The sequence below is a fragment of the Candidatus Saccharimonadaceae bacterium ML1 genome, from assembly GCA_030253535.1.
Taxonomy (GTDB): Bacteria; Patescibacteriota; Saccharimonadia; order Saccharimonadales; family Saccharimonadaceae; genus Saccharimonas; species Saccharimonas epibionticum.
In genome coordinates this window covers 21,954-37,986 of sequence record CP124550.1, presented here as the reverse complement: position 1 = coordinate 37,986, position 16,033 = coordinate 21,954, and the positions used below count along the sequence as shown (strand labels likewise).

The 16,033-nt window shown below is 48.8% G+C and carries 19 protein-coding genes and 1 tRNA gene; 12 read left to right on the top strand and 8 right to left on the bottom strand.

All coding sequences use genetic code 11. The features are described from left to right. Window positions 1-27 precede the first annotated feature (27 nt). The 11 genes from SEML1_RS00170 (at window position 28) to SEML1_RS00120 (ending at window position 10,847) form a co-directional block, all read left to right on the top strand. A complete protein-coding gene (locus SEML1_RS00170) occupies window positions 28-1,461 on the top strand; it encodes a spermidine synthase (RefSeq protein ID WP_376754053.1) in 1,434 nt (477 codons plus the stop codon). 200 nt (window positions 1,462-1,661) lie between these two features. Beyond that, window positions 1,662-4,061: a ribonucleoside-diphosphate reductase subunit alpha gene (locus SEML1_RS00165; protein ID WP_376754052.1), complete on the top strand. Its 2,400-nt coding sequence runs from the start codon at window positions 1,662-1,664 to the stop codon at window positions 4,059-4,061. A gap of 11 nt (window positions 4,062-4,072) precedes the next feature. Further along, window positions 4,073-5,071: a ribonucleotide-diphosphate reductase subunit beta gene (locus SEML1_RS00160; protein ID WP_376754051.1), complete on the top strand. Its 999-nt coding sequence runs from the start codon at window positions 4,073-4,075 to the stop codon at window positions 5,069-5,071. A 9-nt stretch (window positions 5,072-5,080) separates the two neighbouring features. After that, entirely contained in the window at window positions 5,081-5,473 is a 393-nt protein-coding gene (locus SEML1_RS00155) for a pyridoxamine 5'-phosphate oxidase family protein (RefSeq protein ID WP_376754050.1), read from the top strand. 34 nt (window positions 5,474-5,507) lie between these two features. Next, a complete protein-coding gene (locus SEML1_RS00150; RefSeq protein WP_376754049.1) occupies window positions 5,508-5,702 on the top strand; it encodes a hypothetical protein in 195 nt (64 codons plus the stop codon). Between the two features lie 158 nt (window positions 5,703-5,860). Continuing rightward, window positions 5,861-7,447, top strand: coding sequence for a CTP synthase (locus SEML1_RS00145; protein WP_376754048.1), 1,587 nt, complete (start codon window positions 5,861-5,863; stop codon window positions 7,445-7,447). Window positions 7,448-7,468: 21 nt separating this feature from the next. Beyond that, window positions 7,469-7,636, top strand: coding sequence for a hypothetical protein (locus tag SEML1_RS00140; RefSeq protein WP_376754047.1), 168 nt, complete (start codon window positions 7,469-7,471; stop codon window positions 7,634-7,636). A 69-nt stretch (window positions 7,637-7,705) separates the two neighbouring features. Continuing rightward, window positions 7,706-9,346 carry an arginine--tRNA ligase gene (gene argS, locus SEML1_RS00135; RefSeq protein WP_376754046.1) on the top strand — a complete coding sequence of 547 codons (1,641 nt, stop codon included), beginning with the start codon at window positions 7,706-7,708 and terminating at the stop codon, window positions 9,344-9,346. A 53-nt stretch (window positions 9,347-9,399) separates the two neighbouring features. After that, window positions 9,400-9,810 (top strand): MscL family protein, encoded by a 411-nt coding sequence (locus SEML1_RS00130; RefSeq protein WP_376754045.1) that lies wholly within the window; start codon window positions 9,400-9,402, stop codon window positions 9,808-9,810. Window positions 9,811-9,881: 71 nt separating this feature from the next. Beyond that, window positions 9,882-10,148: a 30S ribosomal protein S15 gene (rpsO, locus tag SEML1_RS00125; RefSeq protein ID WP_146424696.1), complete on the top strand. Its 267-nt coding sequence runs from the start codon at window positions 9,882-9,884 to the stop codon at window positions 10,146-10,148. A gap of 264 nt (window positions 10,149-10,412) precedes the next feature. Continuing rightward, on the top strand, window positions 10,413-10,847 hold the full coding sequence (locus tag SEML1_RS00120; RefSeq protein WP_376754044.1) for a hypothetical protein: 435 nt from the start codon (window positions 10,413-10,415) through the stop codon (window positions 10,845-10,847). On the opposite strand, the gene SEML1_RS00115 is transcribed toward SEML1_RS00120, so the two are convergent. The 3 genes from SEML1_RS00115 to SEML1_RS00105 form a co-directional block, all read right to left on the bottom strand. Further along, window positions 10,837-12,210, bottom strand: a complete 1,374-nt coding sequence (locus tag SEML1_RS00115; protein ID WP_376754043.1) for a hypothetical protein — start codon at window positions 12,208-12,210, stop codon at window positions 10,837-10,839. The two genes, SEML1_RS00120 and SEML1_RS00115, sit on opposite strands and share 11 nt — an antisense overlap. Window positions 12,211-12,273: 63 nt before the next feature. Beyond that, window positions 12,274-12,364 (bottom strand) — tRNA-Ser (locus SEML1_RS00110). Between the two features lie 16 nt (window positions 12,365-12,380). Then, window positions 12,381-13,055 carry a ComF family protein gene (locus SEML1_RS00105; RefSeq protein ID WP_376754042.1) on the bottom strand — a complete coding sequence of 225 codons (675 nt, stop codon included), beginning with the start codon at window positions 13,053-13,055 and terminating at the stop codon, window positions 12,381-12,383. Window positions 13,056-13,171: 116 nt separating this feature from the next. Here SEML1_RS00105 and SEML1_RS00100 point away from each other — a divergent pair, with 116 nt between their 5' ends. Further along, entirely contained in the window at window positions 13,172-13,672 is a 501-nt protein-coding gene (locus tag SEML1_RS00100; RefSeq protein ID WP_376754041.1) for an Hsp20/alpha crystallin family protein, read from the top strand. Window positions 13,673-13,855: 183 nt separating this feature from the next. On the opposite strand, the gene SEML1_RS00095 is transcribed toward SEML1_RS00100, so the two are convergent. The 5 genes from SEML1_RS00095 to SEML1_RS00075 all read right to left on the bottom strand — a co-directional run bounded on the left by SEML1_RS00095 (window position 13,856) and on the right by SEML1_RS00075 (window position 16,011). Further along, on the bottom strand, window positions 13,856-14,272 hold the full coding sequence (locus SEML1_RS00095) for an Mbov_0395 family pilin-like conjugal transfer protein (RefSeq protein WP_376754040.1): 417 nt from the start codon (window positions 14,270-14,272) through the stop codon (window positions 13,856-13,858). A gap of 83 nt (window positions 14,273-14,355) precedes the next feature. Next, entirely contained in the window at window positions 14,356-14,739 is a 384-nt protein-coding gene (locus SEML1_RS00090) for a hypothetical protein (protein ID WP_376754039.1), read from the bottom strand. A gap of 20 nt (window positions 14,740-14,759) precedes the next feature. Continuing rightward, complete coding sequence (locus tag SEML1_RS00085) at window positions 14,760-15,140, bottom strand: hypothetical protein (protein WP_376754038.1); 381 nt, start codon at window positions 15,138-15,140, stop codon at window positions 14,760-14,762. Window positions 15,141-15,145: 5 nt separating this feature from the next. Continuing rightward, on the bottom strand, window positions 15,146-15,457 hold the full coding sequence (locus SEML1_RS00080) for a hypothetical protein (RefSeq protein WP_376754037.1): 312 nt from the start codon (window positions 15,455-15,457) through the stop codon (window positions 15,146-15,148). Beyond that, window positions 15,454-16,011, bottom strand: coding sequence for a pilin (locus SEML1_RS00075; protein WP_376754036.1), 558 nt, complete (start codon window positions 16,009-16,011; stop codon window positions 15,454-15,456). Before SEML1_RS00075 ends, SEML1_RS00080 begins: the two co-directional genes overlap by 4 nt. Window positions 16,012-16,033 lie beyond the last annotated feature (22 nt).

The following is a 16,033-nucleotide window of genomic DNA, read 5'->3' as shown; positions in this document are numbered from 1 at the left end:
CGAACGAAATGCGATATGATAGAAGATATGAAATCATCGTGGAGGTTAGGCGCGGCAGCGTGCGTCGGCGGCTTTGCGCTAATGGCGTATGAGTTGGTGGCAGCGCGGCTGCTTGCGCCGTCGGTTGGTAGTTCGACATACGTATGGACGGGCGTGATCGGCGTGATTATCATTGCACTGAGTGCAGGTTGCTGGCTGGGCGGGCGTGTCGCGGACTATCGGCATGCGCCGCAAGACGTTGGACTGCTGCTAATAATTGCTGCGGCGCTGGTGGTGGCGACGATGTTGAACGCAAACAATGTGCTGCGCTGGCTGACGACGGCTCTAGACGAGCCACGTATACAAGCGGTTATTGCGGCGCTGGTGTTGTTTGCACCGGCAAGTTTCGTGCTTGGCGCAGCATCACCCTACTTAGCAAAATTGAATGTATCATCGCTTGACACGGCGGGACGGTCGGTGGCAAATTTGAGTGCGCTTGATGCGGTAGGCGGTATCGCCGGAACGTTTGTTACTGGATTTGTGCTGCTCGGCGCGATCGGACTAAACGAGACGTTGGCACTGGTAGCAGGCATCTTGTTAGCGACGAGCTGGTTGTTTATGCCGCGGTGGCAGTGGCGGCTGCGGGCGCTGATGGTCGGAGTGGTAATTATCGCAACATTGAGCGGATTGTGCGCGCCGAAGCGCGGCGACGTGTCGGTAGAGACTCCAAGCGCGCATTATTCCATCGTTAACTACACAAATAATGGCAGGCAAATCCGCGGTCTCGTGACTGGGCCAACCGGCGTGCAGTCTGGCATATATCTTGACGGCGCAAAGGACTTACCGTTTTGGTATACGCGGCGTATGGTTGAAACGACGATCGCCGCTAAACCGCGCACGGTGCTGCTGCTTGGCGGCGGCGCATTTACAATGGCAGAGTACATAGCGCGGCAATTGCCGAACACGCAAATTGACGTGGTAGAAATTGACCCGGGGCTAGAAAATATATCGCAGCAGTATTTCGGCTATCAGTCGCTGCCAAACGTGAAGCTAATTTTTAATGACGCGCGCACGTACATCCAACGGACGAATCAGCGTTACGATGTCGTATTAATCGACGTATATAACGGTAGTGAAATTCCGTACTCGCTATTGACGGCAGAGTATGGCGGCGAATTGGCGCGAATCGCGCACGAAGATGGGCTCGTGGTGGCAAACCTTATTGCCGGGCTGAATAATACGCCGTGCCGCGAGCTGTTTGCGGCGTTTGATGCCGTGTACCGTCGCACCTGGCCGCATGCGTGGTACGCAGCGCAGCACCGTGATTTATCGCGCGGCAATTATGTTATCGCGTACAGCAAAAAACCGCGGACGATGCCTGCAGCAATGTCTCCGCTGCAGCCGCTTGGCGGCACGCTTTACACCGATAATTTCATTCCAAACGACAGGCTATATGAAGCATGCCGCAGGGCAGTACGTTAGTTTGCGTGGTAAAAAATACATAAGCAAAATGCTTGCAATATCCATATATAGTGTCTATAGTTTATAGGCAGACGCTACATATATAGCAGTCGAGCAAATAAACATGTGCGCAAATGATTAGTACGACAGCTTATTTTGCCAGAACAAAGGCGGGGTTAGTTTTTTGCGCTCTAATAGGCATCAATAATAAACGGGGGAATATGAGCGATATTACAATCATTAAGCGCGACGGCAGCAAAGAACCGTTTGACGCGAACAAGATCAATCTCGCACTCATGAAGGCGAGCGAGGGTTTGCCGGACCAAATCTCGAAAGTTGTGCAAGTTGCGAGCGAATTGCGGCTGACGCTTTTTGACGGCATGACGACAGAGCAATTAAATGAAGCGGTAATCCAGACGGCGCTGCAAAACGTTAAAGACGATCCAGACTTTGATACAATTGCGGCGCGGCTGCTACTAAAAACAATGTACAAAACACTGCTCGGCGACTACGAAACGGACGATGAGCTGAAAGCGCTGCATGCGCGCGAGTTTCCAAAATATATCAAGCAAGCGGTAAAAGACGGGTTGCTTGATATACGTATGGCGGATGCAAACGTGTTTGATTTAAGCGTATTGGCAGCAGCGCTTGATCCAACACGCGACCGCTTGAGCAAGTATCTCGGCGTCATCACGAACAAAAACCGCTACGCACTGCGTAAAAACGACGGCTCGCCGCTTGAGGTACCGCAGTTCACGAACATGCGCATCGCGATGGGGCTAAGCTTCAACGAGCCAAACCCGACCGAGACAGCGATTCGTTTCTACCGCCACATGAGCAACCTGGAATACAGCCCGGGCGGCAGTACGCGTGTCAACGCTGGCGGTACATTCCCGCAGTTAAGTAATTGTTTCGTCATTGACGTTGAGGACGATATGGAATCGATCGCAAAAAGCATTCACGATACCATGTGGATTGCTAAAGGTACAGGCGGTATCGGCATTAGCATGAGTAAGTTGCGTGCTGCCGGCAGTCCGGTGAAGACTACAAACACCGAATCGACCGGTCCGATTCCGTTCATGAAAATGATCGACACGGCGCTATTTGCCGTTAGCCGCAAGGGCAAGAAGGCTGGGGCGGCGGCACTCTATATGGAGAACTGGCATCTTAATTTTCCGCAATTTATAGACCTGCGCCAAAACTCAGGAGACCCGTATCTGCGTACGCGTTTCGCAAACACAGCGGTATTTTTATCAGACGAGTTCATGAAGCGCGCCGAAAGTGATCAGGATTGGTATTTGTTTGACCCAGCGGAGACGAGTGATTTAACTGAACTATACGGCGCAGCGTTTAGTAAACGCTATCGCGAGTACATTAAGTTAGCGGAGGCCGGTAAATTACGCACATTCAAGAAACTATCGGCGCGGCAGCAATACCGCCAGATTCTGATGAGCTTGCAGGCAACAAGCCACCCGTGGCTCACTTGGAAAGACGCGATCAACGTGCGGGCGCTCAATAATAATTCTGGTACAATTCATTTGAGCAACCTCTGCACTGAAATTACGCTGCCGCAAGACAGTAAAAATATTGCGGTATGCAACCTCATTAGCTTGAACCTATCGGCGTTTTTGCAGCGCGATAAAACTTGGGCTTGGGATCGGCTTGAGCAGGCGACCCGCTCGGCGGTGCGCCAACTGGATAACCTTGTTGATATTACCAGCACGCCGGTTGAAGAAGCGATGCACTCAAACACGCAAAATCGTGCGGTTGGACTTGGCTATATGGGATTTGCGGATATTCTTGAGAAGCTTGAGATCAGATATGAATCGGATACGGCGTACGAGCTGATTGATCAGCTGAGCGAGTTTATCAGTTACTACGCAATCGACGAATCGGCAAACCTAGCAAAGGAGCGCGGCAGTTATCCGAATTTCAAAGGCAGCGGCTGGAGTAGAGGGTTATTACCGATTGATACGATTGCAGCGCTTAGCAAGAGCCGCCAACAAACGGTGAATATCTCAACTAAGCAGCGTTTAGATTGGGAAACATTGCGCGCTAAAGTAAAGAAAGGTATGCGCAATGCGACGCTTATGGCAATTGCGCCGACCGCAAACATATCGCATGTGGCCGGCACAACGCCGGGACTTGATCCGCAGTTTAGCCAAATTTTTAGCCGCAGCACGTTGAACGGTAAATTCCTTGAGGTTAATCACAACTTAGTAGCAAAACTAAAAGAGCTAAAGCTATGGGATGAGCTAAAAGACGAATTACTCATCAATCAAGGCGACATTCAGGGTATGGAACAAATTCCGCAAGCAGTGCGTGATGTTTACAAAACGAGCTTTCAACTGTCGCCGTACGCGTTTATTGAGGTAGCGGCACGGGCGCAAAAATGGGTTGACCAAGCAATTAGCCGCAACATGTATTTGGAAACGCGCGATATTGATGAGTATGAAAAGATCTACCGTGAAGCCTGGCGCCGTGGCCTTAAGACGACATACTACTTGCATGTAAAACCGCGTCATCAATCAGAACAGACTACTGTTGCTGCAAACAAGGCAGAGAAAATTCAGAAAGAAAATCAGCGCAAAGTTGGATTCGGCTTTGCACGGAAAAAATAAGAGGAGAAACTATGACAGTATCAACACAACCAAAGGGAATTTTAGGCTCAGGCTTGCGCGACGGATTACAACTGAAACCGGTGCGCTACCAGTGGGCGTATGATCTATACAATCAAGCAGTAGCGAATACGTGGTTCCCAAATGAGGTACAGCTTGTACAGGATTTAACTGACTTTGAGAAAATGACAGACGAGGAAAAGCATGCGCTCAAAACTGTTATTAGCTATCTCAATCCAAACGAGCTGCTTATTAATAAAAGCCTCGCTTTTGGAATCTACCCATATGTCAATGCCGCTGAAGCGCATTGTTATCTTTCGAAGCAGATGTGGGAAGAGGCAAATCACTTCATGACATTTGAATATATCATTGAGACGTTTCCATTTAATCGCGAAGAGATTTACGCAGCCGGGCGCGGCAAGCAAAGCCTGAAAGATAAATCTGACTTTCAGCTGAAGTATGTCGGGCGCATGCTTAACGATAAGCTTGATGTCACTACGACCGAAGGCAAGAAAGACTTTGTTCGTAATCTTGTAGCATACAATATTGTACTGGAAGGTATTTGGTTTTACTCAGGCTTCATGGTCGGCATGAGCTTTCGGCGGCGTAATCTATTGCGTAATGTCGGCAGCTTATTGGATTGGATTACGCGCGACGAAAACCTACATTTAACGTTTGGCATTAATTTGCTGCTCACTATTCTGGAAGAGAATGAAGATCTGCAAGACCCAGAGTTTGCCGAGGAAATTCGCGGGTTGATTCTAAAAGCCGTTGAACTTGAGGAAGCATATAATAAGGATATGCTGCCGCAGGGAATTTTAGGCTTAAACGCGGATTACGTTAATCAATACGTCAAATTCATGACCGACCGGCGGTTGGAAGAACTTGGGTTTGAAAAAGAATACCATGTATCAAATCCCGCTAAATGGATGGCGGCGGCAAATGACACGTTAGAATTAGTGAATTTCTTTGAAAGTACAAACACAAGCTACGAAGTTAATTCGGTGAAATAGGGGCACATTATGAATAATTTTGACTCGGTGCGGGTTGGCTGTTTAGCGACGACAAACGCCGACGGCTCGCCGCGCGCAACACCGCTCCACTTTGTACTCACTGATACGCAGCTGGTTTGGCTATCGCCTGAAACGGCGGTCCACTCGCAGAATATCAGTCGCGATCCGCACGTATCATTTACGATGTGGAAGAGCCCGACGATCGCCTTGCGTATTGACGGTATTGCGCGCGTCGCGTCGGGCGATGAAGCGCTGGCGCTGACGCACGCCTTCCGCAAAAAACTTGGCGATTCGCCAAAATTACCAGGCGCATCCGTCTACGCTGTCGCGCGCAAAGTAGCATATTCTACAACGTGCGATGGTCGCATTTTGATTGAATCAACCGCACCTAGTACTGTATGATAAACGTAAGCAGATAGTATAAAAGGGGGATAGTATGGCAGACGACGATACAGCGTCGGTAAAACGTGTGTTATCAGACGATAACGCATCGCTTGAAGATAAGCTGAAAGCAATTGAACAAATGGTACAGCAAGCGCAGACAGAGGCTGACGCAAAAGCAAAAACCGCAGGGGAAATTACCGCGCCCGTTGATCCGGCTGATCTGACGATGTGCATTGGCTGCCAATAAGCAGCGTTTGATTTTGGCGTAATCAAAAATTGCCTTTTGCGATAATTGACAAGGGTAATTTTTGTTATTTAGTGTCTATGATAATTTTTACGACGCTATATGTAGCGCCGCGGGCAAGAATCGTGCTATAATGAAATTCCATGGAGATAACAGATCACATGGATAAACAGATAAAATTTATTTTCGTTACCGGCGGCGTTCTTTCGGGGGTAGGAAAGGGAATTACCGCGGCGAGCATCGGTGCAGTACTCAAAGCCAAGGGCTTGTCGGTTTCGATTCAAAAGTGCGACCCGTATCTCAATGTCGATGCGGGTCTTTTGAATCCGGCGGAGCACGGCGAGTGTTTTGTTACCAAAGATGGCGCTGAAACCGATCTTGATTTGGGGCACTACGAACGATTTCTTGATATTGAATTAACGCAGCAGAATGCAACATTGGCGGGGCGCTTATTATCAAATCTGATCGCCGACGAGCGCGCCGGCAAGTTCGGCGGCAAAACCGTGCAATTGATTCCGCACTTAACCGGTGCGATCCAACAGGCGATTATAACAGCCGCTAAAGGCAGCGACGTTCATATCGTTGAGATTGGCGGCACCGTAGGCGACTACGAGGGTCTGAGTTTCATTGAAGCAATCCGCGAATTTGCCCACAAAGTCGGCAAAAAACGCTGCTTATATGCGCACGTTGTGTATGTACCGTTTATCGGTACAAGCAAGGAGTTTAAGAGTAAACCGGCGCAAAATGCCCTGAATGATTTGCGCGGCTTCGGTATCGTGCCGGAAATTGTAATTGTGCGCAGCGACAAGCCAGCGCCAGCTTCAATCGCGCGTAAAATCGCATTATTTGGCGGTGTCGACGAAGCGGGCGTGCTGATGTTGCCAAACGTGGACAGTGTATTCAAAATTCCAGCGCGTATTGCCGAAAGTTCGCTCATGACAATTCTTAATACATTTACCTGTAATGTAGCGCCGCCGCAGTTGGACGCGTGGGCAGATTTAGCGTTGCGGCAAAACAAAACACACCGCGAAAGCGTGATTGTCGGGCTCGTTGCAAAATATATGGATAACGAAGATACGTATTTATCAGTGACGGAAGCATTGCGCGCTGCTGCTTGGGCGGAAAATGTCGGGCTGACAATTAAATGGATTAATGCCGAGACGGCGACGAAACGCGATTTCGCAAATGTTGATGCATTGCTCGTGCCGGGGGGCTTTGGTGTGCGCGGCGTTGATGGCAAGATTGCAGCAGCAACCTATGCGCTTGAAAACAATACGCCATATTTAGGGATTTGCTTAGGGCTGCAGACAGCAGTGATCGCGGCAGCGCGGCGCGCAGGGCTAGCGGATGCGCATAGCACGGAATTTGATCCCGCAACGACACACGACGTCGTCTATATCATGCCCGGGCAAGAAGGTAAGGAGTCGACAGGCGGTACGTTGCGGCTTGGCAATTATCCAGCAGTATTTACGGCGCGGTCAAAAGTTGCAGAACTGTATCAGAATGATCATGCGACTGAACGCCATCGTCATCGCTACGAAGTGAATCAGTACTATTTGCCGCAAATTAAAGCGGGCGGCGTCGTTGTCAGTGGTATGTCTCCTGATGGCTCGCTCGTAGAGTTTGTCGAAGCGCCGGCATGCGATTTCTTTGTCGCTACGCAAGCGCATCCGGAATTTCGTTCGCGCCCAATGCGCCCGCACCCGCTATTTACAGGGCTTATTCGTGCTGCTATTGACAAAAAATAATGCTTATGCTAATATAAAACCATGGCAGAAGAAAAACAAACACCAGAAGTCAGGTCTGTCGACGATATGATGTCTCGGGAAGACACCCTTATGTTGCGTGCTATTTTGCGTGATCGCAACTCGCGTGGCGTCATGCCAGTGTCGGTGTATCGTCCGGCAGACTACGAAGACGGCGAAGTACTCGGGTAGTTACCGCCGCCAAAGAGAGCGTTCGTGATTCGTTCCCGAGCGCTTTTTGTATCTGTTATAATAGAACACATGAATGATATACTGCCATGTATTGCGAAAATAATCAAAAAACAGTTTAATCAAGATATTCCTGTTGAATGCAGCCGTCCCGACCCGAAATTTGGCGATTTGGCAACAAATGTTGCACTGCAGCTTGCTAAGCCGCTTGGTAAAAATCCGCGTGATATCGCCGAAACAATCGCCGGAAAGCTGCGCGAAAATGAGAATATTGCTGATGTCGCGGTGGCAGGGCCGGGATTTATCAATATTAGACTCAGCGACAGAGCGCTACTGGAGTCGCTGCGGGCGCGGCCAGCTACACGGCGCCAGGGACAGGTGGCGGTGATTGAGACCAATTGCCCGAATCCGTTCAAGGCCATGCACATCGGGCACGCCCTCAATTCGACGCTGGCGGACACCATGGCGAACCTGCTGGCGGTCAGCGGCGCGGCGGTGCACCGAGTCAGTTATCACGGCGATGTCGGCACCCACGTTGGCAAAAGTATGTGGGCGATTTTGCGGGCGATCAATCGTGACCCAGCGAAACTAGACGAAATTCCGCCGGAAAAGCGCAACGAATTTATGAGCCGCATGTACGTCGAGGGTTCGAAGGCTGCCAAAGAATCGCCAGCAGCGCGGGCGGAAATTGATGAATTAGCCAAGCAATCGTTCATTTTGGATGATCCGATTTATAAGCAAGTTTACGAAACCTGCAAGCAGTGGAGCTATGACGAAATCGATGCCAACGTGGCGCGGCTGGGCAATGTGCCGATTGAGCGGCGCTACGCCGAGAGCGAAACCGAAGAGCTGGGCAAGGCGCTGATAATCGAAAAAACGCCCGGAGTATTCAAAAAATCCGACGGCGCCTACATTTTCGAGGGCAGCAAATACGGCTCGTTCGACAACATTTTCATCGGTTCGCACGGCAATGGTTTGTACGGCGCGCACGACATGGGCTTGATTCAACTGAAACACCAGGATTTCCCGAACCTCGACCTGTCGGTGACGGTTAATGGCGAGGAGCAAGCGGCGTATTTTCGCGGGGTGATTGCTGCCAGTGAATTAGCCATCCCTGAACTCAAGGGCAAATTATTCAACTACGCCACTGGTTTGGTGAAATTGAGCACCGGCAAAATGAGCTCGCGCACTGGCGAAGTGGTGACAATTGAGTGGTTGTTCAACGAATTTGCCAAGGCGATCGCGGCGCACGGCGGCAACGCTTCCGAGGAAATCGTGGCGGGCGCGCTGCGCTACCAATTCCTGAAAGTAAAAATTGGCGGCGATGTGATTTTTGACATCAACGACGCGGTGAGCTTGACGGGTAATACCGGAAGCTATCTGCAGTACGCTCACGCTCGGGCGCGGCGCGTTCTTGAAAAGAGCGCGCAAACGCCAGTATTTCCGCAGGCGATATACGATGAAGACCGTGCGCTTATCCGCAAGCTTAGCGAATATCGCGAGATTGTTGAGCAGGCGGCGCAGGGGCTGGAACCGCATCATATTTGCACCTATCTCTTTGAGTTAGCGCAGGAATTTAACCGCTACTACGAACATCATCAGGTGATTGGCAGCGACAAAGAAGCGCATCGCATCGCTATCGTTGCTCTCTATGCTGATATTTTGAAAGCCGGATTGGCAATTCTTGGTATCAGCGCGCCAGACGAGATGTAGTATTGATATATGTGTGGTGCGTTTAGTTAAATTATGGCAAAAGGAGATCGGCTATGGCAGCAGCCAAAAAATCAGCAAAAAAACCGACAGCAAAGAAAATAGTTGAAGAGACAGAACTAAAAGCGGCTGATGTCATAAAAAAGAGTCATCTAGCAGGGTTTGCAACGTTTATCCGCGAGCAGGGTGTAGTCGGGCTAGCGGTCGGTTTGGCGATCGGCGCAGCTGCTGGCGACACGGTGAAAAAACTCGTACAAGCGTTTATTGATCCGCTCGTGCAGCTAATCGTCGGTTCGCAGGCAGGATTGCAAGCCGCCTCGTTCACTGTGAAGTTTGGTAATCGGCAAGGTGTATTTCTCTACGGGGCGTTTGTTAGCTCGCTTATCACGCTGCTCGCGACAGCACTGGTCGTTTACCTTATCGTCCACTTGTTGCATTTGGATAAATTAGATAAGGCAAAAGAATAATCACAACCGTCTATATCAACGATCCAGTGCTACATTGACGCAGCGCTGGAAGCCTGATATAATCAAAACCTATGATATCAAAGGATAACAAAGCGAAAGCGATTGCTTTGACTCAGGTCAACAAAAACGATGTCGGCAGCCCGCAGGCGCAGATCTCGATTTTGACGGCTCGTATCAAAGAGGTGACTGAACACCTAAAATCCAACAAGCACGACCATATGGCGCGCCGTGGATTGATTCAGATGGTAGGTAAGCGCAAGCGCCTGCTGAAGTACCTTGAACATACGAACTTTGACGCATACAAGGCGACGCTTGAAACCTTAGGCTTGCGCAAATAATTTACGCAAGCTGCAAAACTCCCTAGTGAAAGAGCGAACTAGGGAGTTTTTATATTACTATCGAGGTTCTTGAGTTTATCAGCATAATAAATATGTTTTAATGGCGTAGATAGAGTATGTAACAGTCAACAAAATGCATGTCGCTAGAGTAAGAAATCTACAAAAGATAGCCGGTCAAGCTTGATCGCACTGCACGATATTGTATTAAGTTTATAGTATACTATGTATAGGTATGTCTATAAACCGTCGAGGAGATCACATATCATGAAGTATATCCGTACTGTTTTTGGTCTAATTGCTACTGGGGTAGTGAGTATTATAAACGCTGCACATACAACAGCCATTGGCGGTATCGCCAATGGCGCGCTCTCTGCGCGCGGCTCAGACCAGCCGGCAAATTTGTTTGGCGATACTGGCGTATTCGCGCAAATTAGCAGTATTTTATTGTTTATAATCGGTGCTGTCGCTGTTATCATGCTGATCATTGGCGGTCTACGCTATGTCGTTTCGGGCGGCGACGCATCAAAAGTGCAAGATGCCAAGAACACGATTTTATACGCGCTTGTCGGCATTGTCGTAGCAATTTTGGCGTACGCGGCGGTTAATTTCGTCATCGGTAGCTTCATACCAAGCGCAACAAACCTAACTGGCGGCACCGGAGGCGGCGCTACCGGTCCGTACGGCGCATCTACTCGCTAGCCTTCAGTAGCGTAAACTCGGCTGAGTTGGCAATAACCGGCTTCCAGCCGCTTTGGCGCAATTCTTTCGCAAACGCTGTATCCGCCGGAATCGCGGCGCAGACAATATGAAACCGTGCAAATTCGCGTTGGCGAAACGACGCGTCGCGCACGACACGATAGTAATTATCCATTATTTTCACACCGCCGTATTGCCAGCTCGGCATTCGCCCGTCAATATACACTTTTTGCCGCGGCGCGCGCCATATCAGATAACCGCCGATATTATAATCATTGTATAAATTACCATGACTACATACGCCAGTTTGCAACGACTGCGCAATTTCACGCGGATACCGCGATTCCGCCGCCACACGCACGAGCATGAAATCACGCCAAAGCAAATAACCTCCAAAGCTAACGACGATAAGCGCGAGCGCTATCATCAACGGACGAATCGCTTGCAACCGCTCACGAATACGCACCCACGGCAATGGTACTGCCACCATCATGTGCGCGATATCTGCAACCGCAAAAATAACAAGAATAGGCACATTACGCACGCTCATCACTGTTCCGATGATCAAAAACATCGGGAAAGCAAACGCCGTTCGCCATACCGAACGCGTATAAAAATAACGGCACGTCGCCCATACCGCTGCTAGCAGCGCGACTTCAATGCTAAACGCCAGCGACTGCCATTCACTAATTCTCCCATACAGAGAACGATCACCAAGCGTGCGTATGATTTCAACGTAAATCGCCGCTCCGTAGGGCGTTACCGTCGTCGCAAATACACTCACAGCTGTAATCACTGCCAACCGCCACGATGGACGCGCAATGAGCCGATATGCAATGTACGCAAGCCCGATAATGAACCCGCCGTGCAGATTCGCCCACACGAGCATCAAAAAGGGAATAAGCCAGTGCGTACGTCGCGATGCTCGGAATAATTCATATAATACCGCGGCACACAGCACTGTCCATGTAATCGCGCGTACGCCCGCAAACGGCAAACACGCAATAGCCCCAACGAGCACAATTATCGACAACCGGCACCGCCGCGCCACTAGCCAAAACGCTAGCGTCCATATCGCAGCATAGAGCAGTGCTACGAGCACATGACCGCCAAGATGATACATCGCCGCAAGCACCATATCGCTGAGCCATTCATGATTAATCCACAGAAAATGCTGCGCCGAAAACGTAAAAATATCATGCGTAGGGATACCGTGCGCCCAATAATACCGTCCTGACGCCAAATGCCAGCCAAAATCCGGGTCAATGATTCCGAGCCCGCACACGAAGAATAGTGCGAACGCCGTTCCATACATAAACCACGCCGGTAGGATATAAAGGCGCAGCCACCAGGGGAATTTTGTCATTTTTTTATGGTGATTCATGATATAAAAAACGAGTAACACTGATTAACATTGGTTACTCTTGCTTGGCGGAGAGGGTGGGATTCGAACCCACGGTGAGTTATTAGCCCACGCCGGTTTTCAAGACCGGTACCTTCAACCACTCGGTCACCTCTCCGTGCCAATTCATTATATCAAACATTTGCCGTGCGAGAAAACGGCTGGCGCGAAACGACCGCAATCCATACCTCTGTTGCACCGGCGCGCAGCAACACATCAGCTGCGTAGCGCACAGTTGCACCCGTCGTGTAAACATCGTCAACCAGCAGATATATACCAGGTGGCACATCACCGCATTCAAACGCTTGCCTTGCCTGGTGCAAGCGCACTGCGCGCGTTACACCATGCTGAACAGTGTTTGAAGCGCGCTGAATAACCGCACGGTAGGAGAGCTGACGGCGGCGCGCGAACCCGCGCGCCACGAGCGCCATATGATCATACCCGCGCTGGCGAATATGCGATGATATCGTCGGCACAGGCACGACCGTTACGTCGTCCGGCAGCGGCGGCAATACAGCGTCAAACAGATCAACTATCGCGTGTTTCGCTGCACGGGCGCGTTCAAATTTATATTGATTGATGAGTACCTTAAGCACATTGGCGCGCTCGCCAATACACCACGCCCGCGCAAATGGAGTACGGCAACGACGGCACAGTCCATGCCGCGCCACTGGTTTTCCGCACGCGATGCAGCCGCTATATCGATTATCTATGATGTTATTTTTACAATTATCACATAAAATTGCACCGATCATACCGCAAGAACAACAGTAGTGGGGAGCGAATATATCAAGTAACGACGTCTTCATTGTAATTTTTACGTTTACCGTTGCTATATAGTTGATTATACCGCAACCGTTAGCTATAATGTAGTTATATAATTTGTCAACAAGCCAATGAAATGAAAGTTTAAGTGGAGGATGTCATGGCACGTAAACAAAACGATGATCTACTGATCGAGGACGAACTGGCCGCAGCATTTTTGAATGATGACAGTATGGATTTAGCAGAGCCAGTTGCTACACCGCAGGCCGCAGCAACCACGCCAGCACCAGCTGCAAACGATACAAATACCGCGTGGGACGACCAAGAAGAAGATTTTCCAGGACAGTTAGCCGTTGATGTATATGAAACCGACGAAAATCTTATCATAAAAGCGCGCACTGCTGGCGTCAACAAGGAAGACCTTGATGTCAGCATTTCAGATGGTATTCTGACAATCAGCGGAACCCTGTCGAGCGGAGACGATACGACCGTATCACGCTGGCACATTCAAGAATGCTACTGGGGTGAATTTAGCCGCACGCTAGCCTTGCCCGTCGCTGTAAAAGAAGACGAGGTTTCAGCGGTATTAAAAGACGGCGTACTTACTATTAGTTTTGCTAAGGTTAAGCAAGAACAGGCTAAAAAGATCGCAATCCAGTAGACTATTTATTTTTAGCTATAAAACTCAAAAAAATACCTTTGATAAATGTGTTGGAGGTGTTTTGAATGCAGCCTCAGTAGATACAGTGAGGAAAGAGCAAACTATCACCAATTAATCTTACGAGAACGCGAAAAACCCTCGGGAGTAAAAACCGAGGATTTTTATAATAGATAACCAGAATAATTATTCGCGATTTACAAAGCTACTAATCACGAAGTTAATCGCCGCAAACGCAAGAATTGCTATCACCAATCCAACAACAGCGTATAGAATTGTATTTTTCGCATTTTGCACAGCCTGCTGGTCGCCGTTTGATGTCGTATAGCGGATACCACCGATAATCAACATGATAACCGATATCGCTCCAATGATAAAGAGAAGCACATTCGTAATCGTCTTAAAAATAGGGGTCTGATCGGTACCCTCACAACCAGGTTCATTACCAAATAGACATCCCGACTGGTCGTTGCCCCTCGCAGAGTTTGCACCGCCTGATATAGATAAGCTAGCTGCAAACGCCGGCGCTGAACCCACCGTTAATGCTAAAACTGGAACTGCCAGCAAACCAACGATACGCTCTTTTGTAATGTTCAATTTCATACAATCGTTATTCCTTTCTTCGTACGAGTTGCTTTATCTTATATTATATACCATATTCTGATAATTATGTTAATATAGCTAAGCTATCCTACAAACTGATTAATAACGAAGTTAACAATCGCATATGCTATGAGCGCCACTATGAGACCAACAACAGCGTACAAAATTGTGTCTTTTGCCCCCTTTACTGCGCTCTGGTCGCCGTTTGATGTCGCATAGCGGATACCACCAACGACAATCATAATGACAGCAACCGCGCCAAGAACAAAAAGCATAATATTTGAAATCGTTGCCGCAATATCACTTACCGAACTACTAGATGAACCCGTTGAACCAACGCCATCTGCGCCCTGCCTAATACAATCTTTAGCGGATGAACATTCCGCATACACAGCAGGCGATAGGCATAATGTAGTTACACTAATGATAGCAACAGTTATAGCCACTATCTTTTGTCGTAATTTCATATAAACTTTCTCCTTTAATTTTATAAACTATTGATAATATACGGCACAATCACTGAAGCAGACACTGCCAAAACAAGACCGACAACAGCGTACAAAATTGTTTGACGCGCCTTCTTGACTTGTGCAGGGTCTCCTCGAGAAACTACAAACTGAAAGCCACCAGCGATAATAACGACTATCGAAATAGCCGCAAGCGCACCAAGCGCAACACGAATAACCGCTCCTACTGTGCTATCACTCGTATCTTTTGACAAGTTGTGCTCAGACGCAATAGAACAGCCTGGGCTACTCCCATCAAGCCCGAGTTGCGAACAATCTGTTAAATTTATCGCATGCACCGGAAAAGTAACCGCTGCTGCGATTCCCACCGTCGCCATAGCCGCCATATACAACTTTTTCATCACTATTAAAATGCTTCCAAAATTATTGTAGTGATCGCATACGCCACAAATATAACCACTAGTCCAACGACGCCGCCCAATAGAGCATTTTTTGCCCGCGCGACTCGTTGTGGATCATCTTGCGATAGCGTAAATAGAAAACCTGCAATAACAACAACGACAATAGCGATCATACCCGCCCACAAATACACTGTCATCAATATATTCGTAAGCGAAATATCTTTCGCGTCACTTGAGATAGCAACAGAGGTTGTATTACTACCGCCAGAGGTGTCGATCTTAGCTGCAGCTAATGTGAAAAACTCAATAATCGTCACTTTATTGCTTCTCCAATCGCATTTACTATTGACGCTGCTAGTAGCGAAATTATCATACCAATAAGCGCGTTAGTTATTGTTTTTTTAGCAACAGCCATGCCATCAGGCGAACCAGTGCTCGTCAGATATCCGAAACCACCCCGAATAAGAAACCCGATAGTGACATATGCAACTATCACTAGTCCCGCCTGAATAACGTTTGAGATAACTTTTGCTCCCGTCTTTACGAAATCAGTTTTATCCTTACCACCATCAGAATACGTAATGGGCGTAAACTCACAACCGCTACTGCCACTATTCATCATCCCGTGATACCATGGAGGAATTCCAAAAATACTTTGATCGCACGGATCCCCCCCCGGTGTCACCGCTTTAGAACCAAAAGTCGATCCGCCAGAGCCTCCGGCAGCCGATCCTGTTCCCCCTGTTGCTCCTGTTGCTCCTGTTGCTCCTGTTGCTCCTGTTGCTGCTCCTGTTGTTCCCCCTGTTGCTCCTTTCATTTCTACAGCCAAACAAACTGAAGGTACATTAACAAACACAATAGCCACCAACATAATACTGCACCTCAAGATCCGC